Source organism: uncultured Roseobacter sp. (assembly GCF_947495025.1).
GTDB lineage: Bacteria > Pseudomonadota > Alphaproteobacteria > Rhodobacterales > Rhodobacteraceae > Roseobacter.
Map to the genome: position 1 here is coordinate 63,139 of NZ_CANLXG010000003.1, position 21,329 is coordinate 84,467.

Consider the following 21,329-nt stretch of genomic DNA (forward strand, 5'->3'; position numbering starts at 1 on the left):
CGCGCAGATGGGTCAAGCCGCAGCGCAGCAAGCCCGGGCGCAATGTTGAGACCGGATACAGAGGCATCCGACAGGTATGGCACCAGATCGGTCCGACCCGAAGGGCTCAGGCCGCATCCTGCCAGACCGCGCCAACTTCTGACCGGATGATCCGGGCGATCAGATCGCAGTCTTCCAGAGAAAAGGTGAGTGGCACCCGCATATCAACAACGCCGGCAAGCACGCGGTCGCTGGCTGGCATCGGCTGCGATGGTGCGTAACGCCAGCTGTCGTACCGGCTGGTGAATGCCTGAGGTTCGGGCGCCCCGAACCACTTGAGCTCGACGCCGCGCGCCGCGCAGCGCGCGATCACTTCCTTTACGGCCTCGCCCGACCAGTCCAGCAGCAGAAACTGTATCGAAGAGCCCACGATCGTTTCATCAGCAGGACGCTCGATCACGGTCAGGCCCGGCGTGCCACGCAGGCCCGTCTCGAGCCTGTAGTAGCGTTCATTCCAGCGCCGGCACTGTGTCGGCAGGTCGGCCAGCTGCGGGCGCAGAATGGCGGCGCGCAGGTTGTCCATCCGGCCCGAAATGTTGGGCGTTTCATAGCGGATGTTTTCGAAGGCTTCCTTCGGAGGGGCCGCAAGATGGCGCTCGTACAGCATGTAGGAGCCAGACATGATCACAGCGCGGGCCGCGAGTTCTGCATCATCAGTGACCAGAAAACCGCCCTCGCCCGAATTTATATGTTTGTAGGTCTGGCAGGAATAGCACCCGGCCGCACCGACCCGCCCTGACGGCACATCTTTCCACGCGGCTCCCATCGTGTGGGCGCAGTCCTCTATGACGGAAATGCCAGCAGCATCACAGATCTGCATCAGCCGGTCCATATCACAGATATGCCCGCGCATGTGGCTGAGAAGCAGGTAAGACGCCTGTCCGGATTTTTCCAACAGGTCATCGAGATCAATCGTCAGGTCCTCGGTCACACCCACGAAAACCGGCACCGCCCCAACGGCAGCAATCGCCCCCGGAACCGGTGCCAGCGTAAATGCATTCGACAGAACCCTGTCACCCGGCACCACACCGGCGGCGCGCAGCGCTGTTGCCATTGCGTATCCGCCCGAGGCAACAGCCACGCAGTATCTGGCGCCGACCAGTGCGGCAAATTCCTGTTCCAGCAAGGCGGTCTGACTGAGCTCACCGGGCACGGTGTTGTACCGGTGCAGCCGTCCGTGGCGCATAACCTCGACAGCCGCGTCGATACCTGCCTCGGGGATCGGCTCCTGCTGGGTAAAACTGCCTTTGAAAACGTCTGTCATCTGAGCCTCCGCGCGCTACCGGAACTGTGGGGGGAAGAATGCCGGCCGGTCAAGACAGCAAACGCGACGCCAGCGCCGGCAGATCAGAATACCGCTCAAGCAGCGCTTCCGGCTCAAGCGCCGCCATGTCCTCGCCCGCCGGACCAAAGGTCACAAGAACGCTGGGCACACCCGCTGCGCGCGCCGTATTCCGGTCTGTATCGGAATCGCCGATCAGAATGCAGCGCGCCGGGTCACCACCTGCGCGCCGTGCGGCCTCGAACAGGGGTTCGGGGTCAGGTTTGCGAACAGGCAGCGTGTCGGCACCGACGAGGGAGGCAAAAGCATCACGCACCCCCAGACGCTGCATCAGCGTCTCGGCCAGCCCCTCGGGTTTGTTGGTGCAGATACCGACCCCGAAACCCATGGCGCCAAGCTCTGCCACAGCGTCCATCGCACCGGGATACATCTGTGTGTAAACATCAATCGCGCCGGCATACGCCTCGAGCAGAACGGGATAATAACGGTCAATCGTCGCCTCGTCTTCACCGCGCCCCAGCCGCTCCATGCCAAGACGAAGCATCGCCCGCCCGCCCCGCAGGGCAGTTCCCGCGTCTGTCGCCGGGTTCAGCAGGTCGCCCGCGCCCATATCGCGGAAACACACATTGGCTGCTGCAATCAGATCTCCGCTTGTATCCGCGAGCGTCCCGTCGAGATCGAAAATAACTGTTTTCATTCATCTATCCTTGTGCTCCGCGACGGGTCCCCGGCGAAAAGGCGCACACTATGTTGCAACACGCAACCATCTTTGATCCTGGCGCGCTTGCGCCGCGCGTTTCAGCGGATAAACAGGCGCCAGACAGAATACAAAGAGAAACCGCATGAAAACTGCTCTGATCATCCTCGCCGCGGGCAAGGGCACAAGGATGAATTCCGACCTGCCGAAAGTTCTGCACCCGCTCGCGGCCGCACCGTTGCTGGCCCACGCAATGCGTGCAGGCGCGGCACTTGAGCCGGAACGTACGGTCGTGGTCGCCGGCCACGGCGCAGCACTGGTTCGCAAGGCGGCGCTGGAGTATGACGCGACGGTGAGTGTCGTGGAGCAGACTGAACAGCTGGGCACAGCGCATGCCGCGGCACAGGCCCGCGATGCACTCGCTGGTTTTGATGGTACCGCCATCGTCCTGTTCGGAGACACGCCCTTTGTTCGGCCCGAAACGCTCAGGGCAATGACCGATGCCCGGGCGCAGGGCAATGACGTGGTCATACTGGGTTTCGAAGCCGCCGACCCGGGTCGCTACGGGCGGCTGGTCATGTCGGGCGGCAGCCTGGAGCGGATTGTTGAATACAAGGACGCCTCAGAGGCGGAACGCCGGATCAGCCTGTGCAACAGCGGTGTTCTGGCCTGCGATGCCACACTCCTCTTCGAGCTCATTGACGCCACAGGAAACGACAACGCCTCGGGCGAGTACTATCTGACAGATGTCGTCGGTCTTGCCCGCGCGCGTGGCTTGTCCGCAACTGCCGTAACCTGCGACGAATCCGAAACACTCGGCATCAACACCCGCGCGGAACTGGCAGGTGCCGAGGCCGCGTTTCAGACCCGCGCGCGCGCCGCAGCCTTTGAGAACGGCGTCACGATGCCCGCGCCGGATACAGTACACTTTGCAATCGACACGGAAATAGGCCGCGATACGGTCATTGAGCCGAACGTTGTTTTCGGTCCCGGCGTCACGGTGGAAAGCGGTGCCTGCATCCGGGCTTTCTCGCACCTTGAGGGGTGCCATGTTGCGCGCGGCGGCACCGTTGGTCCCTACGCACGACTGCGCCCGGGCGCAGAACTGGCAGAGGACGTGCGCATCGGAAACTTTGTCGAGGTCAAGAACGCGCAGATCGGATGTGGCACCAAGGTAAATCACCTGAGTTACATCGGTGATGCGACGCTTGGCTCCGCCACAAACGTAGGCGCAGGCACGATCACCTGTAATTATGACGGCGTGATGAAGCATCACACCCACATCGGGAACAATGTCTTTATCGGATCGAACACGATGCTTGTGGCACCGGTACATGTGGGCGATCACGCGATGACCGGCAGTGGATCGGTCATTACATCTGACGTCGAACCCGAGGCGCTGGCGCTGGCGCGCGCGCCGCAGGTCGAAAAACCCGGCATGGCAACAAAATTGTTGCAGATGTTAAAGGCCAGAAAGGCCCAACAACAAAGAGGCAGCTGAAAATGTGTGGTATTGTAGGGGTCCTTGGGGGACATGAAGTCGCGCCGATCCTCGTTGAGGCGCTGAAAAGGCTCGAGTATCGCGGCTATGACAGCGCCGGTATCGCGACCGTCAGCGATGGCGTACTGGACCGCCGCCGCGCGGTTGGCAAACTGATCAATCTGTCGGATCTGCTGGTTCATAACCCGCTGTCGGGAAAGTCCGGTATCGGCCATACCCGCTGGGCCACACACGGCGAGCCCTCGGTTACGAACGCGCATCCGCACCAGTCGGGCCCGGTTGCCGTTGTGCACAACGGGATCATCGAGAATTTCCGGGAACTCAGAGCGGAACTGGCAGATCACGGTCTGCAATGTGTGTCTGAAACAGACACCGAAACCGTGAGCCTTCTGGCGCAATACTACCTCGGTCAGGGTCTCAGCCCGTCGGACGCAGCACACCGCACACTGGACCGGCTCGAAGGGGCCTTTGCCCTCGCCTTTCTCTTCTCGGGGGAGGATGATCTGATGATCGGCGCCCGCAAGGGGTCGCCGCTGGCCATCGGTCATGGCGACGGCGAAATGTATCTCGGCTCTGACGCTATTGCGCTGGCCCCGATGACAGACCGGATCACCTATCTGGAAGAGGGAGACCGGGTCTTTCTGACGCGCACGTCCCTGCAGATTACAGACAGCGCCGGGAACCCGGTCGAGCGGCCCGTACAGACCATTCAGGCGGATGCGACGCGTATCGACAAGGCAGGCCACAAGCATTTCATGTCCAAGGAAATCGCTGAACAGCCTTCGGTCATTGCCGGGGCGCTGAGCCACTATATCGCATCAGACGGCAGCATCAGCCTGCCCGGCGGCGGGATGGATTTCACAAAAACCGACCGGCTGACACTGGTGGCCTGCGGCACGGCCTATCTCGCCTGTCTGTCTGCCAAGCACTGGTTCGAGGAACTGGCCCGTCTGCCTGTGGACGTCGATGTGGCCTCGGAATTCCGCTACCGCGAACCCCCGATCCCGGCCAATACAGCCGCACTTTTTGTCAGCCAGTCGGGAGAGACAGCCGACACACTTGCTGCACTGCGGTTCTGCCAGGGCAAGGTGTCAAAAATCCTGTCAGTGGTCAATGTACCCGAGAGCTCGATCGCACGGGAAAGCGACGTTGTGCTGCCGATCTATGCGGGCGTCGAGGTTGGTGTGGCCTCGACCAAAGCGTTCACCTGCCAGCTGGTTGTCCTGCTGCTGATGGCCCTCAAAGCCGCCCAGGACCGGGGCACAATCGACGCGAAAACCTTCAAAGAACATATCGCTGCACTGCGCGGCGTGCCGGGTATCATCAGCCAGGCGCTTGAGATTGAGGCTGAAACCCGGCGCACTGCCGAGGACATCTCTGAAGCCCGGGATGTACTTTTCCTGGGGCGCGGTCAGATGTTCCCACTGGCGATGGAAGGCGCGTTGAAACTTAAGGAAATCAGCTACATACACGCCGAGGGCTACGCTTCGGGAGAACTGAAGCACGGCCCTATCGCGCTGGTTGACCAGTACGTCCCGGTTGTTGTGATGGCCCCCCGCGACAGGCTGTTCGACAAAACGGTCAGCAATATGCAGGAGGTTATGGCGCGCAAGGGGCGTGTGATCCTGATCTCTGACCGCAAAGGCATCGAGGAAGCTGGCGAAGGAACCTTTGCCACCATCGAACTGCCAACAGTGCCGGAGCTGGTGACGCCAATTCTCTATGCGATCCCTGCGCAGTTGCTTGCCTATCATACGGCCGTCGCAAAGGGCACGGATGTGGACCAGCCGCGAAACCTCGCGAAGTCCGTCACAGTGGAATAAAAGCGCGGCGGTCAGCCGCCGCGGCGTACTGAAAGTGTCACCAGAGCGGTCAGCGGCACCTCCAGAGCGCGCATGGCCGCGAGTGAAATCCGGCTGCCTGCCGTGTCGGGTCCGCCTATCGGGATGAGCGTTACCGCCACAGACGTACCCGAAGCAGTGCTGGTCACGACGCCCGGCGTTTCGGCAGCAACCAGAGGCGTTTTCAGCCAGAACCCCTGCTCCGCAGGAGCGCCAAGCGAAGCGACGGTCTGTCCGAGGACAGCTCCCGACCTGGACACCCGACGCGCGGCAGCCCTTTCCGCCTCTGAGGTGCGGTCAATACTGTCAGCAGTCTGTGCGCCGCCGGCAGGAATCGGTCCACCCGAAGCGGCCCCGTTGGCACCCGGGTTTTCCGTCTGCGGCTGATCCGTCAGACCGCTGCCCCCCAATTCGAGATTGATCCTCTGTTCAAGCGTGCGCAATTCAGCACAGCCGGCCACCAGAGACATCATCATCAGACACGCCAGAGCCCGTTCCGGGCGAAGAGTGAAAATCGTTCGCTGCATGAACTGTTCATACCGTCCTGTCACAAGGCCCACAATGCGGAATACCCTTGCCGCCGGTTAACGCAGCCCTTACCACTTAGGCTATGAGTGCACCGCTGATCGATCCCTTCGCACGCGCGATTACCTACCTGCGTGTTTCCGTCACCGACAGGTGTGATTTCCGCTGCGTCTACTGCATGTCGGAAAACATGACATTCCTGCCGAAAAAGGAACTGCTCACGCTCGAAGAGCTGGACCGGATGTGTTCCACCTTTGTGAGCCTCGGCGTGGAAAAGCTGCGGATTACAGGCGGTGAGCCGCTGGTGCGCAAAGGCATCATGACCTTCTTTGAAAGCATGTCGCGCCACCTCGACAGCGGGCAGCTCAAAGAGCTGACACTGACGACAAACGGCAGTCAGCTGGAACGCTTTGCCAAGGATCTCTATGCCGCCGGGGTACGGCGCGTGAATGTATCGCTGGATACGCTGGACGAACAGAAGTTTGCTGATATCACGCGCTGGGGTCGCCTGCCCCAGGTGCTGCGCGGCATTGATGCTGCCCAGTCAGCGGGCCTGCGGGTCAAGCTGAATGCCGTCGCGCTCAGGGGTTTCAACGAACCGGAGCTGCCATTCATTACCGAATGGTGCGCCGAACGTGATATGGATCTGACTTGGATCGAGGTCATGCCGATGGGAGACATCGGCAACGAGGACCGGCTGGGACAGTACTGGTCTCTGAAAGACGTGCGCGCGCGCTACGCAGAGCACTATACGGTGACGGATCTTGCCGAACGCACCGGCGGGCCCGCGCGCTATGTGCGCCTTGAAGAGACCGGGCAGAAGATCGGCTTTATCACACCGCTGAGCCACAATTTCTGCGAAAGCTGCAACCGGGTACGCATCACCTGCACCGGTGAGATTTACATGTGTCTGGGCCAGGAGGACATGGCAGACCTGCGCGCTCCTCTCCGGGCACACCCCGATGACAATGGTCCTCTCGAAGAGGCGATCCGCGCTGCGATCGCCCTGAAACCAAAGGGGCATGATTTCGACTATTCGCGCCAGCGGGCCGATGGCCGGATGTCCCGCCACATGAGCCATACCGGCGGCTGAACCGGCACATGCGCACCCCATTGCTTTTCAGAGTATACGTGGCCGCCACCGCGTTGCTGACACCGTTTGTGGCATGGTTTGAAGTACGCAGACTGCGCCGCGCCGGCTTCCCGGCCATGCGCGCCCACGAAAAGCTGGGTAATGCCAGTGCTCCACGTACAGGCAGCGGACCACTGATATGGTTTCACACAGCATCAGTGGGTGAAAGCCCATCGGTTCTGTCGCTGATCCACAGCATGGGCCGGATGCTGCCGCGCGCGCAGTTCCTGATCACATCAGGCACACCTGCGTCTGCCCGTGTCGTGTCAGAACGCATGCCACCACGATCTGTGCACCAGTTCTCTCCGGTTGACGCGTCAGGACCGGTGCGGCGATTTCTGGCGCACTGGCGGCCATCTGCTGCCATTTTCGCAGAAAGCGAGCTGCAGCCGCTGATGCTGTGCAGGACCCGGGCGCGCGGCACGGCCATGGCGCTGGTAAATGCCGGGTTGAGCAGCAACTCCGCAAAATTCTGGTCCGGACGCCCGGAAACGGCGGCCTTTATTCTGGACGTATTCGATCTGATCCTCACCCGGGATGATGAAATGGCGGGGAAGATGGTGGACATGAATGCGCCGGTCGAGCGGGTCGCACGGGGGATCGACTTCAGGTTCCTTTCTGATCCGCTGCCCAGTGATCCGGCAGTCACAGCCCGGATACGGGCAGCCCTCAGGGGCAGGCCCGTCTGGGTTGCCGCGTCCACTCACCGCGGAGAAGAAGAGATAATCCTCGCCGCCCATCAGGCATTGCTGAAGCAGCATCCGGACCTGATGCTGATCCTCGTACCACACGATCATAAACGTTCAGACGACATCGCCGCACAGATCACATCTGCAGGCATTGCATTCGCAACCCACTCCAGGAACGAAAAACCCGGTGATGGTCACAGCGCCTATCTGGCGGATACGCCGGGTGAGACAGGCAGCTGGTACGCACTGACGGAAATCGTATTCCTGGGAGGCTCACTGGTGCCTGAGGGCGGGACGAACCCGTTTGAAGTCGCCCAGGCGGGTGCCGCGGTTCTCTCAGGGCGCCATGTCACAGAATTTGAAGAGGTTTTCGCCGATATGACCACACGCGGCGCCGCTGTTTTCACAACGGACGCCGAAGACCTGGCTGGCGAAGTTCACGAAATGCTCAGCAACACACCCTACCGGGCCCAGGCGGTGTCAGCCGCCGAAGACTTTGTACGTGGCCGGCAGGATCAGCTGGATCAGATTGCCCGCAGGCTCATCCGTGCTCTTGATCTGGAGCAGACGCACTGACGCAGGCCACCAGTGCTCCGCTGTTTGCGCACCACCGCATTCCGGGTTCCGAAAACTCTCCGTTTCCGCCACCGGCCACCAGACTGAAAGTGAAATCAGCGCGTCAGGCAGCCGGCATCCGCTGCTCTACAATCTCTGCCCACCAGCTGCATCCGGCGGGAATCGCGTCGTCGTTGAAATTGTATTCCGGGTGATGCAGGCGTGCGCTCGGGCCGTTGCCCATCAGAATATATGCTCCGGGGCGTTCCTCGAGCATAAAGGCAAAGTCCTCGCCGCCCATCACCAGTTCTGCGTCTGCACAGTCGCCTGAAACACGCCGGGCGACATCGGCGGCGAACTCGGTCTGCTCGGGATGGTTCACGGTTACCGGATAATTGCGCACATAATTGATACGGCCTGTGGCTCCGAAGTTTTCGGAAATGCCTTCGACCAGTTTTGTCAGACGCGTCTCGACCAGATCGCGCACGTCTTTGCTCATGGTGCGCGCTGTTCCTTTCATTGTCACTTTCTGGGGGATGACATTGAAGGCGTTGGACGAGGTTTCAAAGGATGTGATCGACATGACCAGCTGTTCAACAGGATCGGTGTTCCTGCTGGCAATCGACTGAGCGGCGACGACAATATGGCTGGCCACGACGGTCGGGTCGATCGTCTGGTGCGGGAATGCGGCGTGTCCGCCCCTGCCCACTATTTCGATCTCGAAAATATCTGTGGCGGCAAAGAACGGCCCGGTCCGGATGGCAAACTGCCCGGTCTCCATACCCGGCCAGTTGTGCATCCCATAGACTTCCTGGATACCAAAGCGTTCCATCATACCGTCTTCACACATTTCGCGGCCACCGCCGCCACCCTCTTCAGCCGGCTGAAAGATGACTGCAACCGACCCGTTGAAATTGCGCGTCTCGGCCAGATACTGCGCGGCCCCCAGCAGCATCGCCGTGTGGCCGTCGTGCCCGCAGGCGTGCATCTTCCCCGGCTCGCGGGAAACATAATCGACACCCGTCTGTTCGGTTATCGGCAGTGCATCCATATCTGCGCGCAGACCGACAACTTTGCCGGAAGTGTCCGATTTCCCGCGGATCACCCCGACCACACCGGTGCGGCCAATGCCGGTCACGACCTCATCACACCCAAAGGCCCGCAGTTTTTCCGCCACCAGCGCCGCTGTCCGGTGCGTATCAAACAGCAGTTCCGGGTGTTCGTGCATGTCCCGGCGCCAGGCAGTGATATCCTGGTGCAGTTCGGCAAAACGGTTCTTTACAGGCATGATATCGGCTCCAGCGGGTTCTGGCCGGGCAGTTCCCGGCGCTTCTCCGTACGGTTGTATTATACCTGACCCGGGCTGCAAGAGCCGCTGTCCTGAAGGGCTTCACAAATGATTGCAATGGCCGCACAGGGCATCACAGGGCCGGTCCGAGCTCCATCCGGCTGCCATCACTGAACCGCGCGAACCTGAACCGTGACAGATTGTGATCCACATGCGCGCCTGTTGCCAGAGCCGCCAGAATGCGCCCCATGGCCGGACCAATACCAAATCCATGCCCGCTCATGCCTGTACCGACAACCAGCCCCGGCAGCATCTCAATGCGGTCAACAACCGGAACAACATCAGGCATAGTATCGATCATACCGGCCCAGGCATGCGTCAGGTCAAATGCCGGCAGGTCGGGAAACAGGGCGGCGAAGCTCGTCTGCAGCTCGCGGAGTTTACGGGCGTTCGGAGACGGGTTCAGAATGCGGCAGTCCTCAAACGGGCTGCGATCACCGCCATCCCAGCGCCGCGCAGTCCCCCAGGCATCCGGATAGCCACGTGGCGCACCGGGCAGAAAACGCGTGCCCAGTGGATCAGCCTTCAGTTGCCGCAGAAATTTCGGAAAGGCACGAAAGGCATCCCATCCCAGAAAGAGTTCGTGAAAACCGCCCGCAGCAAGCGTATAGCCGCCATCCTGCCGGTACCTGAATGCGAGCCCCCTGTCTGCCACGCCGCCTGGCGTCACCTGCGGCAGTGCGCCTGTCGATGCCACTGTTGAGCGAACGGAGAGCTGTGGCAGCGACACACCGTGGTTTCTCAGGAAAAGCGACGACCACGCGCCGCCTGCAAGGATCACCGAGGAGGCACGGACAGCACCGGCCTCGGTGACGACGCCGCTTACCCGGCCCGCAGAAACATCCAGGCAGCGCACCGCACAATTCTCGCGCAGCACAGCGCCCTCCCGCACTGCAATGCCTGCCAGGGCGGGAACCGCCTTCCATGGCTCGGCGCGCATATCCGACGCCGTGTGAAGCGCACCGGCATATTGTCGGGCCATGCCTGGGACAAGTGCGGCTGTCTCCGATGCCGTCAGGATACGGGTATCCACTCCGTTGTCGCGTGCGTGCGGCAACCAGGCCTCGTATTTTGCAAGTTCTTCACTGGTCCGCGCCAGATAGGTCACACCGCCCGTTTTCAGGCCGATGTTCTCATTGGTTTCCCCGGACAGTTCGCGCCACAGGCGGCCGGCTTCTACCATGACAGGCAACTCATCCGGGTCACGCCCCTGCTGCCGGATCCAGCCCCAGTTGCGTCCTGACTGCTCGGCCGCGATGCGCCCTTTTTCCAGCAGGACCACATGATGACCGGCGCGGGCCAGAAAAAGAGCGGCCGAAACCCCTATGACACCGCCACCTATAACGACAACATCCGTACTTTCCGGCAGATCAGCCTGAAACGTGAGGGGCGAGGTCACTGTGATCGGAATACCGGGCATACAGCCTTTATCGCTCAGTCACAGAGCGTCCCGATCAGACGTTCCATAAAACGATGACCCGCCTGAAACTGTTCCTTGGTGATGAATTCGTTGGGCTGATGCGCCTGTGCAATATCGCCGGGCCCGCATATGACAGCCGAATATCCCGCTTCCTGAAACTGGCCGGCCTCTGTGCCATAGCTGACGACGTGGCTCGCATTATCGCCGGTAATACGGCGGACCAGTTCCTCTGCCGCGCCCGCCTCTTCAGGTGCCAGTGCCGGAACGTCAAAGCGGGGCGTCACATGAATGCGTGTCTCGGGCACAACTGCCTGCATCATCGCCTCGACCTCTGCCACGCGGTCGCGGTAGCGTTTTTCCCATATCGCCTTGTCCTCGCCGGGCACAACGCGAAAATCCATTGCAAAGCGGCAGTCCTTGGCGGTGATATTGTGCGCGGTACCGCCCTGGATCATGCCGACATGGGCGGTTGTGTACGGCGGATCAAACGCACTTGCCAGCACACCGGGTTCGGCATCGCGGTTGGCTGCATTGATGTCATTGGCCCAGTCAATCAGCTTTGCCCCGTACATTACCGCATTTACGCCCCGGTCGAGAATGGAGCTGTGCACCTCAAAACCCTGCACATGCGTGTCAAAGCCGGTACCGCCCTTGTGGCCCGAAACAGCCTGCATCATCGAGGGTTCGCCAACAATCACGGCGGCGCCTTTCGGCAGGACAGGCTGCATCGCCTCGATCATCGGGGGCGCACCGGTGCATCCGATTTCCTCGTCAAAACTCAGTGCAAGCTGCAGGGGTCGTTTCAACGGCGCATATTGTGCTTCGACCAGAGCCCAGACCGCCAGGGCATCAAATCCCTTCATGTCGCAGGTGCCGCGCCCTGCATAGCGGTCTTCAAATTCCACCACTTCAAAAGGGTCGGTGTCCCAGGGCTGACCCTCCACAGGAACAACATCCGTATGGCCGGACAGAACGATTGCCCCTTCTTCCCAGGGGCCCACATGCGCGAAAAGCGCGGCCTTCGGCTCGTCGGGTTTGTTGTAGCGGTGAGACGTGATCCCATGGCTGCCGAGGTATTCCTCGACCCAGTCGATCAGAGGCAGATTGGTATCCCGGCTCACAGTGGGGAAGCTCACCAGTTTCTGCATGATCTCCAGCGGTGACAGACGATCGGTCATACGGTCAGTACCCGCTGTCGGTTTCCAGGACAAAATGGCCCGGCTCAACTTCGCTGTACACCGATGGTTCGGGCACATAGCCCGCCGGATGGATCGGAGAGGGAATGGGCTTGAAGTTCAGGTCACTCTCGTCTTTGCGCTGGCGCGGGTCTGCAATGGGCACCGCCTTCATGAGTGCCTGAGTATAGGGGTGTCGCGGATTTTCAAAGACGCTCGAACGCGGGCCCAGCTCGACGATACGACCAAGATACATCACGCCAACGTGGTGACTGACCCGTTCGACAACGGCCATATCGTGGCTGATGAACAGAAACGACAGGCCCAGTTCAGCCTGCAGCTCCATCATCAGGTTGAGCACCTGCGCCTGAACTGAAACATCCAGCGCCGAGACGGCCTCGTCTGCGATGATGAGCTTTGGGTTCAGCGCCAGGGCGCGCGCGATGGCAACACGCTGGCGCTGTCCTCCGGACAGTTCGTGCGGAAAGCGGCGCATAAAGCTGCGCGGCAGTTCAACGCGGTCAAAGAGCATCGCCACCCGGTCTGTAACGTCCTGCCCGGTCAGCGTGCCAAAGTTATGGATCGGTTCCGCCACCTGTTCGGCCAGCTGCATCTGGGGATTGAGCGATGCGAAGGGATCCTGAAAGATCATCTGCATATCCAGACGCGCCCGGCGCAGACCTTTCTGATCCAGTGCCATAACGTCCGTGCCGTCCAGGTTCACTTCGCCGGAAAGCGGATCCACCAGCCGCAACACCGAGCGTCCGGCGGAGGATTTGCCGCAACCGGATTCGCCCACCAGGCTGAGGGTCTGGCCCCTGTTGATCGTAAACGAAAGGTCCTCGACCGCGTGTACATTCGCAACGGTGCGGCGGAAGAAACCGCCTTTGACCGGAAAACGTGTTGTCAGGTTTTTTACGGTCAGCAGAACCTCGTCCGTACCCGGTATGGGCAGGATTTCGGACTGATCGCGGCCCAGCAGTTTCATCGGTTCGGGCGCGGATTTCCCGCGCATCTCGCCCAGTTTGGGCACGGCAGCCAGCAGCGCCTTAGTATAAGGATGCTGCGGGTTTTCGAATATCGTGGCGACCGGGCCTTCCTCGACTTTGTTGCCGCGGAACATTACGACGACGCGATCCGCCATCTGTGCAACGACCGCCATATCATGGGTGATGAACATCACCGCCGTCCCGGTTTCCCGCTTGAGCCGGTCCATCAGCGCCAGAATTTCGGCCTGGATCGTCACATCAAGCGCGGTCGTCGGCTCATCCGCGATCAGCAGGCGCGGCTTGCACGCGAGCGCCATGGCGATCACTACACGCTGCCGCATACCACCTGACAACTCATGCGGATATTGCTTCAGACGCCGCTCAGGTTCCGGAATCCGGACCTCACGCAACAGTTCCAGCGCCCGCGCCTCGGCTTCGGTCCTGTTCATGTTCTTGTGCAGGCGCAGACCTTCGGTCAGCTGACGGCCCACCGTAAAGACAGGGTTCAGCGCCGTCATCGGTTCCTGAAAGATCATCCCGATTTCATTGCCGCGGATTGTCCGCATCAGTTCGGGGTCAGTGCCTGCCAGATCAATCGTCCCGCCGCTGCTGCGGTCAAAGAGAAGCTCGCCGCCGGCAATCTCGCCACCACCGAATTCCACAAGCCGCATAAGAGACAGAGAGGACACCGATTTGCCGGACCCGCTCTCGCCCACCACGCAGACCGTTTCGCCTGGATTGATCTCGAAAGAAACGTCCTCAACGCCGACGACGGGGCCGTCCTTGGTCTGGAACTCCACACGGAGACCCCTGATTTCGGCGATGGGCCGGGGCTCTCTGCCCGGCTGTGTCTGATCCAGCATACATGACCCTGTTGTTCCCTGCAGCGACGCTAAGGCCATGCAGCAGGCACTGTCAAACCCTGGCTGCGTCTTTCCATCACGTCAGCCATCACAAGGCTTGCTTTTTCCGCAAAACATGCTTCGATGAGGCCACGCATCCGGGGGGATCGGCTGAATTTCTGCACGACATGGCAGACTTAGCTCCCGTAACCCGCTGGAAATGATAGCGAAAAACAGCAGCTTGATCACCCGGGCTGTTCAAACGGCATTTAAATGTCCAACACGGAGTAAAACATGAAACTCAGAACCTTACTGATGGGCGCCATCGCGACCACAGCCCTCGCACCGGCAGTCCTCGCGGATGGCCATAAAGGCGAGCGGGGCCGCGACGGCGAGGTCAAGATCATCTACTGGCAGGCGCCCTCGATCCTGAACCCGTATCTGTCGGGTGGCACCAAGGATCTCGAGTCGGCCTCGCTGGTGATCGAACCTCTTGGACGATACGACGAAAACGGCGCGCTCGTGCCCTTCCTTGCCGAAGCCATCCCGACCGTGGAAAACGGCGGTGTTGCCGCTGATCTGACATCGATCACATGGAAGCTCAAAGAAGGCCTTCTGTGGTCAGACGGCAGCGCCGTGACCTCGGCAGATGTGAAATTCACAGCGGACTACTGCATGCATCCCGAAGGCGGTTGCGCCCAGGGCGCCAAGTTCGACGGTGTTGAAAACGTCGAGATCGTCGATGACCTGACAGTGAAAGTCACCTTCAACCAGCCACAGCCCAATCCTTACGGGCCGTTCATGGGTGGGCAGTCACCGATTATTCAGGCCGCACAGTTTGCCGATTGCTTGGGCGCAAAAGCACCTGAGTGTACCGAAGCAAACTTCAACCCCATTGGCACAGGCCCGTTCGTGGTCACTGACTTCCGTCCGAATGACGTGATCCAGATGGTTGCCAACGAAAATTTCCGCGAACCGGGCAAGCCTGCTTTTGCGTCACTGACGTTCAAAGGCGGCGGCGATGCGACAGCAGCCGGCCGGTCCGTGATGGAAACAGGCGAGTACGACTATGCCTGGAACATGCAGCTGGCACCCGACGTTCTGGCGAAGATGGCCGAAGGTGGCAAAGGCACACCGATCGCAGCCTTTGGTACGCTGGTGGAGCGTCTGGAAATGAACCTGACGAACCCGTCGCCGGATCTGCCTGCCGAGACACGCTCGACAGTTGCCGAACCTCATCCGTTCCTGTCTGACATCAACGTGCGCAAGGCACTTTCGATGGCAATTGACCGCCCGCTGCTGGTCGAAATCGGGTACGGCCAGGCCGGTCGCCCGACATGTAACCTCGTACCCGCGCCTGCGCTTTATGCCTCTGACAACACTGAATGCCTGACACAGGACATTGATGGCGCGAACGCTCTGCTTGACGAAGCCGGCTGGGTCGACAGCGATGGCGACGGCGTGCGTGACAAGGATGGCGTGAAACTGTCAATCCTGTATCAGACATCCACAAACGCTGTGCGCCAGGACTTTCAGGCTCTGATCAAAGAGTGGTGGAGCATGATCGGTGTCGAAACCGAACTGCGTAACCTGGACGCATCTGTGTTCTTCGGCGGTGACCCGGGCTCACCCGACACTTTCCAGAAGTTCTATGCGGACGTGGAAATGTACGCCAACAACTTTGACGGTACGGACCCGCAGGCCTATCTCTCGGCCTATCGCTGCGGCAACGAACCCAAGCCTTCCAGCCAGTGGCAGGGTGAGAACATCAACCGCTTCTGCGACCCTGAATATGACGCCCTGCTCGACGAGCTGGCACGGACAGGCGAGCTGGACAAGCGCGGCGAGATCGCCAAAAAGCTGAACGATATGCTGACAAAAGACAGCTACACAATCGTTCCGCTGGTGGACCGTGGCCGTGTGTCTGCAGCCTCTAACACACTGGGTGGTGTGATCCTGAACACCTGGGATTCCGAGCTGTGGAACGTGGCTGACTGGTACCGCATCGGAAACTGATGAAACTGAGGCAGGGCGCGGGCATTCCGCGCCCTGACCTTTTTCAGCCGGGGAATATGCCAGTGTGCATCCGGCGGCATCGGAACAATAATAAAAACCTCCCGACAAGGCGGAGCGCATGCTGACTTTCACCATCCGCAGACTGGTTCTCTCGATCCCGACACTGCTGTTTATCAGCCTTGTCATTTTTCTCCTGCTGCAACTGGCGCCGGGCGATCCGATGGCGCAGGTGCCGCTCACTGTCCCTCCTGAAGTCAAACAGAAGATGCGTGAGGCGCTTGGTCTCGGCGCTCCCATCCACGTCCAGTACTGGAAATGGCTGGTTCAGTTTTTCTGGGTGGAACCACAGGTGCTTGTGGATCACTGGTTCGGCACGGCATTCTCCGAGGGCAAGCTGAGGGTCATTTCCTGGCAGACGCGTTCGCCTGTGATGGACATCGTTATCCAGCGTATGCCGCAGACGCTCTGGGTTGTCGGCATGTCCTACATCGTCGGCATCCTGATCGCCCTGCCCATCGGAATTTACTCTGCCTACCGGCAGTATTCCCTCTTTGACCAGGCCGGCACATTCATCTCGATGATCGGCTTTTCAATCCCGCCCTTTTTCTCTGGCGTTCTGGTGATCGTGATCTTCTCGGTCAATCTGGGATGGTTCCCGTCAATCTATGACACCACACACGTGGTCACCGACTGGGCCAGTTTCAAAATCCAGCTGCAGCAGATGATCATGCCGGTGATGGTGCTGGCGCTCCAGACAACAGCGCAGATCAGCCGTTTCATGCGGGCCTCAATGCTCGATAATCTCAACCAGGACTATGTGCGCACCGCCCGCGCCAAAGGTCTGAAAGAAAGCGTCGTTGTACTGGTACATGTCCTGCGCAACTCGATGATCCCGATTGTTACCGTCATCGCCTTGGGCATCCCGTCGATCTTCGGCGGTGCCATCATTACCGAAACACTGTTCAAGGTGAACGGCATCGGTCAACTGCTGCTGACGGCACTGTTTGCCAATGACCTGCCAATGGTCATGACACTGACCTTCATCTTTGCCATCCTGATCGTGGTCTTCAACCTGATCGCTGACGTGCTTTACGGCATTCTGGACCCGAGGATCCGCTATGACTGATCAGAACGCTGAAATCGAGACATTCGGCGCGCTTCAGGACAAGGAGCCGCAGAAGGAACCGCAAAGCCAGTGGCGCGAGGTCTGGGACCAGTTCCGCAAGCACAAGGGTGCGATGATCGGCGGCGGCTTTTTGCTGGCGATCACGCTTTTCGTGCTGATCGGTCCCTGGGTCTGGCAGATCGATGCCAAGAAGCTGGACATCCGCAACAAGGACCTGCGCCCGATCTATACGGCGCTCTGGGACAGCGATGCCAGGGTGCTCTGGGCGCGACCCCTGGGGACGGACAACCTCGGGCGCGATATCATGGCAACGCTCATTGCAGGGGGACGTGCCTCGCTGGCCGTCGGCTGGACGGCCATGATCCTGTCGCTGTTTATCGGGACGGCCGTTGGCGTCTGTGCGGGCTACTTCAAGCGCCTGGATGGCGTTCTGATGCGGATCACCGACCTTTTCCTCTCGCTGCCGATCCTGCCTCTGCTGCTCGTCGCGGTGACGCTGTTTCGTCAACCTCTGCGCGCGGCGTTCGGGCCCGAAGGAGGCATGTTCATCCTGATCGTCGGCGTCATCGGTATCACGTCCTGGATGCCCACGGCCCGTATTGTGCGTGGCGAAATTCTCGCCCTCAAGGAACGGGAGTTTATCCTCGCTGCACGGTCGATCGGGACAACACCGTTCCTGATTATCCGGCGCCACCTGCTGCCGAACGTCGTGTCACCCATCATGGTCTCCGCGACGCTTGGTCTTGCGACAGCGATTATCACCGAAAGCGCGCTGAGCTTTCTGGGCGTGGGCTTCCCGTCGGACTTCCCGACCTGGGGCAAACTGCTTTCAGACGCGGTGCCACGGATGGAAGAGTTCCCGGAACGCGTCATGTTGCCGGGTATTCTGATCTCGCTCACGGTTCTGTCGGTGAACTACCTGGGTGACGGTCTCCGCGACGCACTCGATCCCCGGATACGCGGCAGATAAGCCGCGCGTCCGGTCCGGATCCCGCCGGTTCTGACAGCATGCCAAATCAGCCTGATGTACCGGGCCTGGGACGGCGGGCGGGGCGCATTTGGCGAAAGCCAAACAGCGTCGTCCGGCCGTCTGCACAGCGCAAAACCGGAACACCCGCGCAGGCTTCCGAAAAGCGCGGGCGTTATTCGACGCTCGCTCTGAGCCGGCGGATAAGCCACCAGACCAGCAATACTACAGGAACCGTTACCAGCGCCGTCAGCATACCTTTGCTGAGCCCTGTGGCCTGTGTGAGGGGGTACAGAAGGTATCCGGCCAGCGAAACCGCGTAGTAGCTGATCGCCACAACGGACAGGCCCTCAACTGTGCGTTGCAGCCGCAACTGCAGATCCGATCTGCGGTCCATACTTTCCAGCAGCGCCTGGTTCTGTGCGGACCTTTCCACATCAACCCGTGTTCTGAGCAGATTGGACGCACGGATAGACCGGCTCGACATGGCATCAAGCCGGCGTTCTGCTGACGTCACTGTCCGCATCGCCGGTGCGTACCGCCGCATCATGAATTCGGCAAAATGCTGGCGGCTGCGAAACCGTACCTCACGCAGCGCTTCAATGCGCTGATTGACCAGTGCCTCATAGGCCCCGGTCGCGCCGAAACGGAACGAGGACTGCGCCGACAGGGTTTCAAGCTCTGCTGATATACTCAGCAGGGAATTCAGCGTCTCCTCGGCACTGGCCGTCTCGCTGGTCATATCGCTCATCAGCCCGGTCAGTTTCGTGTCGAGATCGTTCAGCTTTGGCTGCAGCGCCCGCACCCGCGCGAACCCGAGCATCGACATCGATTTATATGTCTCAATCTCGCACAGACGCTGAACGATCCGCCCGATGCGCCGTCTGCCCGTGCCGGCATCCGCAAAGACAGCAAACCGCAGATGTCCGTTCACATCGATGCGGAAATCACCCGCCACGGTCGCTGCGTTGTCGAGTACGTTGGACACAGCGAGGCTCTCGGAAACAAACCAGCCAGAGACCGCACGCTCGATTTCTGTTTCATCGTCCGGTCGCGGTACGATGTGCAGCATAGCAGACGTCACGCGCTGGCCGGGTGCCTTGTCCAGCCAGTCTGCCGGAAAAACGTCAAAGGACGCAGGATCAAAAGCCCGCTCTGCGCCCTCTTCAAGAAACGCGGTGTAGGTGACAAACTCGGTATGCTGCTCCCATTTGATCCAGTGCTTGCCGATCTGGCCATAGTAGTGGGTCGCACCGGGCTGGGGGTGCGGCGCCCCATGCCGGTCCAGCAGGTCGGTCAGGTGCTGCAGATCCTGCGCCCGGTCACGACTGACGGCGTCATTCGGTTGCTTGATAGCCACATAGACTGCCGAACACGGGGCTTCCATGGATGGAAACGGCCGGGCATGCAGTTCGTTTGCAAGCTTATAGCGTAACGGGTGGTCTGTGATCGGTGACATGGGCAAGCTCCGTATAGAAAGAGGGATAGCGCCAGCCCTCACAAAGTCAACGAAATTCGCCAATCAGATCAAATGCTTAACTGAATGCAACGGTATACCGGCGCCGTCATGGCGGGCGCATTCAGGCAGGTCGCTGTCACAGCAGACCAAACAGGAGCATCCGGGAACAAAAAACGCGCCGCATTTCTGCGGCGCGCTTTGGCTGAAAATCTGTCCGGGGATCAGTCGATCATGGGCAGCAGTTTATCCAGGCTCGCCTTGGCGTCGCCATAGAACATCCGCGTATTGTCCTTGAAGAACAGCGGGTTTTCGATGCCCGAGTACCCGGTACCCTGCCCGCGTTTGGACACGAACACCTGCTTGGCTTTCCAGCATTCCAGCACCGGCATACCGGCAATCGGGCTGTTGGGGTCATCCTGCGCGGCCGGGTTCACGATGTCATTGGAGCCAATCACAATAGCAACATCCGTCTCAGGGAAGTCGTCGTTGATCTCATCCATTTCCATCACGATGTCATAAGGCACCTTGGCCTCGGCCAGCAGCACGTTCATATGGCCGGGCAGACGCCCCGCAACCGGGTGGATGGCAAAACGTACGTTTTTGCCTTTGGCACGCAGTTTGCGGACCAGTTCGGCCACGCCCTGTTGTGCCTGAGCAACCGCCATGCCGTATCCCGGGATGATGATGACGCTGTCGGCCTCGTTGAGCGCCGCAGCGACGCCGTCTGCCTCAATCGCGATCTGTTCGCCCTCAACAGCCATCTGCTCTCCTGCTGGGCCGCCAAAGCCGCCGAGGATCACCGAGACAAAGGACCGGTTCATCGCCTTACACATGATGTAGGACAGGATCGCACCTGACGAGCCCACAAGCGCGCCAACAACGATCAGCAGATCGTTGCCGAGGCTGAAACCGATGGCCGCTGCCGCCCAGCCCGAATAGCTGTTGAGCATAGACACCACGACGGGCATGTCTGCGCCACCGATCCCCATGATCAGATGATACCCGATAAACAGCGCCAGCAGCGTCAGCAGCACCAGTGTCCAGCTGCCCGATCCGCCCAGATACATCGCGGCAAAGAGCAGCGAGAATCCCGCAGCAGCGATGTTCAGGAGGTGTCCGCCCGGCAGTTTCGTCGCCGAGGAATCCACGCGGCCGGCCAGTTTACCATAGGCAATCACCGACCCGGTGAACGTGACTGCACCGATCCAGATGCCCAGCACCAGCTCGACCTTGAGAATATTGATCTCCACAGTGGTCTTTTTCGCGATCAGCTGACCAAAAGAGGACAGCCCGTCATAGACTTCCCTGGGCAGACCAATGGCTGTATACCCGTCTGCAGCAACGGCCCCAAGCTCGAGCAGGTTCTGCTCGAACAGGTCAGACATATTGTTGATCATAATATCCGCGTTAAAGCCGACAAAGACCGCCGCCAGGCCCACAAGGCTGTGCATGATGGCCACAAGCTCTGGCATCTGCGTCATCTGAACTTTTGTGGCCAGCTGATAGCCGACAGCCGCACCCAGCGCGATCAGGATGACCGAGACGATCCCAAGGCCCTGCCCCGGGCCGATCAGCGTGGCCAGAACGGCAATTGCCATACCGGCGATGCCGTACCAGACCGCGCGTTTTGCGCTTTCCTGCCCGGACAGGCCACCAAGACTGAGGATGAAGAGAACAGCCGCTACCGCGTAGGCGGCGATCGTAAATCCGAATTCCATTGTCCCCA

At 60.3% G+C, this 21,329-nt stretch carries 16 protein-coding genes; 7 read left to right on the forward strand and 9 right to left on the reverse strand.

Annotation, left to right across the window (positions count from 1 at the left end; translation table 11 throughout):
• Window positions 1-106 precede the first annotated feature (106 nt).
• Together Q0792_RS14505 and Q0792_RS14510 are read right to left on the reverse strand one after the other, a co-directional pair.
• A complete protein-coding gene (locus Q0792_RS14505; RefSeq protein ID WP_298842177.1) occupies window positions 107-1,303 on the reverse strand; it encodes an aminotransferase class I/II-fold pyridoxal phosphate-dependent enzyme in 1,197 nt (398 codons plus the stop codon).
• 49 nt (window positions 1,304-1,352) lie between these two features.
• On the reverse strand, window positions 1,353-2,018 hold the full coding sequence (locus Q0792_RS14510; RefSeq protein WP_298842180.1) for an HAD-IA family hydrolase: 666 nt from the start codon (window positions 2,016-2,018) through the stop codon (window positions 1,353-1,355).
• Between the two features lie 145 nt (window positions 2,019-2,163).
• Here Q0792_RS14510 and glmU point away from each other — a divergent pair, with 145 nt between their 5' ends.
• Together glmU and glmS are read left to right on the forward strand one after the other, a co-directional pair.
• A complete protein-coding gene (gene glmU, locus Q0792_RS14515; RefSeq protein ID WP_298842183.1) occupies window positions 2,164-3,519 on the forward strand; it encodes a bifunctional UDP-N-acetylglucosamine diphosphorylase/glucosamine-1-phosphate N-acetyltransferase GlmU in 1,356 nt (451 codons plus the stop codon).
• 2 nt (window positions 3,520-3,521) lie between these two features.
• Entirely contained in the window at window positions 3,522-5,342 is a 1,821-nt protein-coding gene (gene glmS, locus Q0792_RS14520) for a glutamine--fructose-6-phosphate transaminase (isomerizing) (protein ID WP_298842186.1), read from the forward strand.
• Between the two features lie 11 nt (window positions 5,343-5,353).
• Here the strand turns inward: glmS and Q0792_RS14525 are convergent, their stop codons facing one another.
• Window positions 5,354-5,887, reverse strand: coding sequence for a hypothetical protein (locus tag Q0792_RS14525; protein ID WP_298842189.1), 534 nt, complete (start codon window positions 5,885-5,887; stop codon window positions 5,354-5,356).
• 83 nt (window positions 5,888-5,970) lie between these two features.
• Here Q0792_RS14525 and moaA point away from each other — a divergent pair, with 83 nt between their 5' ends.
• Together moaA and Q0792_RS14535 are read left to right on the forward strand one after the other, a co-directional pair.
• Window positions 5,971-6,978 (forward strand): GTP 3',8-cyclase MoaA, encoded by a 1,008-nt coding sequence (moaA, locus tag Q0792_RS14530; protein ID WP_298842192.1) that lies wholly within the window; start codon window positions 5,971-5,973, stop codon window positions 6,976-6,978.
• Window positions 6,979-6,986: 8 nt separating this feature from the next.
• Window positions 6,987-8,282, forward strand: coding sequence for a glycosyltransferase N-terminal domain-containing protein (locus Q0792_RS14535; protein WP_298842194.1), 1,296 nt, complete (start codon window positions 6,987-6,989; stop codon window positions 8,280-8,282).
• A gap of 103 nt (window positions 8,283-8,385) precedes the next feature.
• Here Q0792_RS14535 and Q0792_RS14540 read toward each other — a convergent pair whose 3' ends face one another.
• The 4 genes from Q0792_RS14540 to Q0792_RS14555 all read right to left on the reverse strand — a co-directional run bounded on the left by Q0792_RS14540 (window position 8,386) and on the right by Q0792_RS14555 (window position 14,056).
• Entirely contained in the window at window positions 8,386-9,549 is a 1,164-nt protein-coding gene (locus tag Q0792_RS14540) for a M20 aminoacylase family protein (protein ID WP_298842197.1), read from the reverse strand.
• A 133-nt stretch (window positions 9,550-9,682) separates the two neighbouring features.
• Entirely contained in the window at window positions 9,683-11,029 is a 1,347-nt protein-coding gene (locus Q0792_RS14545) for an FAD-binding oxidoreductase (protein WP_298842200.1), read from the reverse strand.
• A 14-nt stretch (window positions 11,030-11,043) separates the two neighbouring features.
• Window positions 11,044-12,207 carry an acetylornithine deacetylase gene (argE, locus tag Q0792_RS14550; RefSeq protein WP_298842203.1) on the reverse strand — a complete coding sequence of 388 codons (1,164 nt, stop codon included), beginning with the start codon at window positions 12,205-12,207 and terminating at the stop codon, window positions 11,044-11,046.
• A 4-nt stretch (window positions 12,208-12,211) separates the two neighbouring features.
• Window positions 12,212-14,056 (reverse strand): ABC transporter ATP-binding protein, encoded by a 1,845-nt coding sequence (locus tag Q0792_RS14555; RefSeq protein WP_298842205.1) that lies wholly within the window; start codon window positions 14,054-14,056, stop codon window positions 12,212-12,214.
• A gap of 273 nt (window positions 14,057-14,329) precedes the next feature.
• On the opposite strand from Q0792_RS14555, the gene Q0792_RS14560 reads away from it, so the two are divergent.
• From Q0792_RS14560 to Q0792_RS14570, 3 genes are all read left to right on the forward strand, one after another.
• Entirely contained in the window at window positions 14,330-16,051 is a 1,722-nt protein-coding gene (locus tag Q0792_RS14560) for a peptide ABC transporter substrate-binding protein (RefSeq protein ID WP_298842208.1), read from the forward strand.
• 118 nt (window positions 16,052-16,169) lie between these two features.
• Window positions 16,170-17,177 carry an ABC transporter permease gene (locus Q0792_RS14565; RefSeq protein WP_298842211.1) on the forward strand — a complete coding sequence of 336 codons (1,008 nt, stop codon included), beginning with the start codon at window positions 16,170-16,172 and terminating at the stop codon, window positions 17,175-17,177.
• Window positions 17,170-18,147 (forward strand): ABC transporter permease, encoded by a 978-nt coding sequence (locus Q0792_RS14570; RefSeq protein ID WP_298842213.1) that lies wholly within the window; start codon window positions 17,170-17,172, stop codon window positions 18,145-18,147. Before Q0792_RS14565 ends, Q0792_RS14570 begins: the two co-directional genes overlap by 8 nt.
• Before the next feature lie 172 nt (window positions 18,148-18,319).
• Here the strand turns inward: Q0792_RS14570 and Q0792_RS14575 are convergent, their stop codons facing one another.
• Entirely contained in the window at window positions 18,320-19,603 is a 1,284-nt protein-coding gene (locus Q0792_RS14575) for a DUF3422 family protein (protein WP_298842216.1), read from the reverse strand.
• Between the two features lie 221 nt (window positions 19,604-19,824).
• Window positions 19,825-21,321, reverse strand: a complete 1,497-nt coding sequence (locus Q0792_RS14580) for an NAD(P)(+) transhydrogenase (Re/Si-specific) subunit beta (RefSeq protein WP_298842219.1) — start codon at window positions 21,319-21,321, stop codon at window positions 19,825-19,827.
• Window positions 21,322-21,329 lie beyond the last annotated feature (8 nt).

Coding starts and splice junctions, on each gene's coding strand:
- Q0792_RS14505 (WP_298842177.1), bottom strand. CDS start 1,303: ATGACAGACGTTTTCAAAGGCAGTTTTACCCAGCAGGAGCCGATCCCC.
- Q0792_RS14510 (WP_298842180.1), bottom strand. CDS start 2,018: ATGAAAACAGTTATTTTCGATCTCGACGGGACGCTCGCGGATACAAGC.
- glmU (WP_298842183.1), top strand. CDS start 2,164: ATGAAAACTGCTCTGATCATCCTCGCCGCGGGCAAGGGCACAAGGATG.
- glmS (WP_298842186.1), top strand. CDS start 3,522: ATGTGTGGTATTGTAGGGGTCCTTGGGGGACATGAAGTCGCGCCGATC.
- Q0792_RS14525 (WP_298842189.1), bottom strand. CDS start 5,887: ATGCAGCGAACGATTTTCACTCTTCGCCCGGAACGGGCTCTGGCGTGT.
- moaA (WP_298842192.1), top strand. CDS start 5,971: ATGAGTGCACCGCTGATCGATCCCTTCGCACGCGCGATTACCTACCTG.
- Q0792_RS14535 (WP_298842194.1), top strand. CDS start 6,987: ATGCGCACCCCATTGCTTTTCAGAGTATACGTGGCCGCCACCGCGTTG.
- Q0792_RS14540 (WP_298842197.1), bottom strand. CDS start 9,549: ATGCCTGTAAAGAACCGTTTTGCCGAACTGCACCAGGATATCACTGCC.
- Q0792_RS14545 (WP_298842200.1), bottom strand. CDS start 11,029: ATGCCCGGTATTCCGATCACAGTGACCTCGCCCCTCACGTTTCAGGCT.
- argE (WP_298842203.1), bottom strand. CDS start 12,207: ATGACCGATCGTCTGTCACCGCTGGAGATCATGCAGAAACTGGTGAGC.
- Q0792_RS14555 (WP_298842205.1), bottom strand. CDS start 14,056: ATGCTGGATCAGACACAGCCGGGCAGAGAGCCCCGGCCCATCGCCGAA.
- Q0792_RS14560 (WP_298842208.1), top strand. CDS start 14,330: ATGAAACTCAGAACCTTACTGATGGGCGCCATCGCGACCACAGCCCTC.
- Q0792_RS14565 (WP_298842211.1), top strand. CDS start 16,170: ATGCTGACTTTCACCATCCGCAGACTGGTTCTCTCGATCCCGACACTG.
- Q0792_RS14570 (WP_298842213.1), top strand. CDS start 17,170: ATGACTGATCAGAACGCTGAAATCGAGACATTCGGCGCGCTTCAGGAC.
- Q0792_RS14575 (WP_298842216.1), bottom strand. CDS start 19,603: ATGTCACCGATCACAGACCACCCGTTACGCTATAAGCTTGCAAACGAA.
- Q0792_RS14580 (WP_298842219.1), bottom strand. CDS start 21,321: ATGGAATTCGGATTTACGATCGCCGCCTACGCGGTAGCGGCTGTTCTC.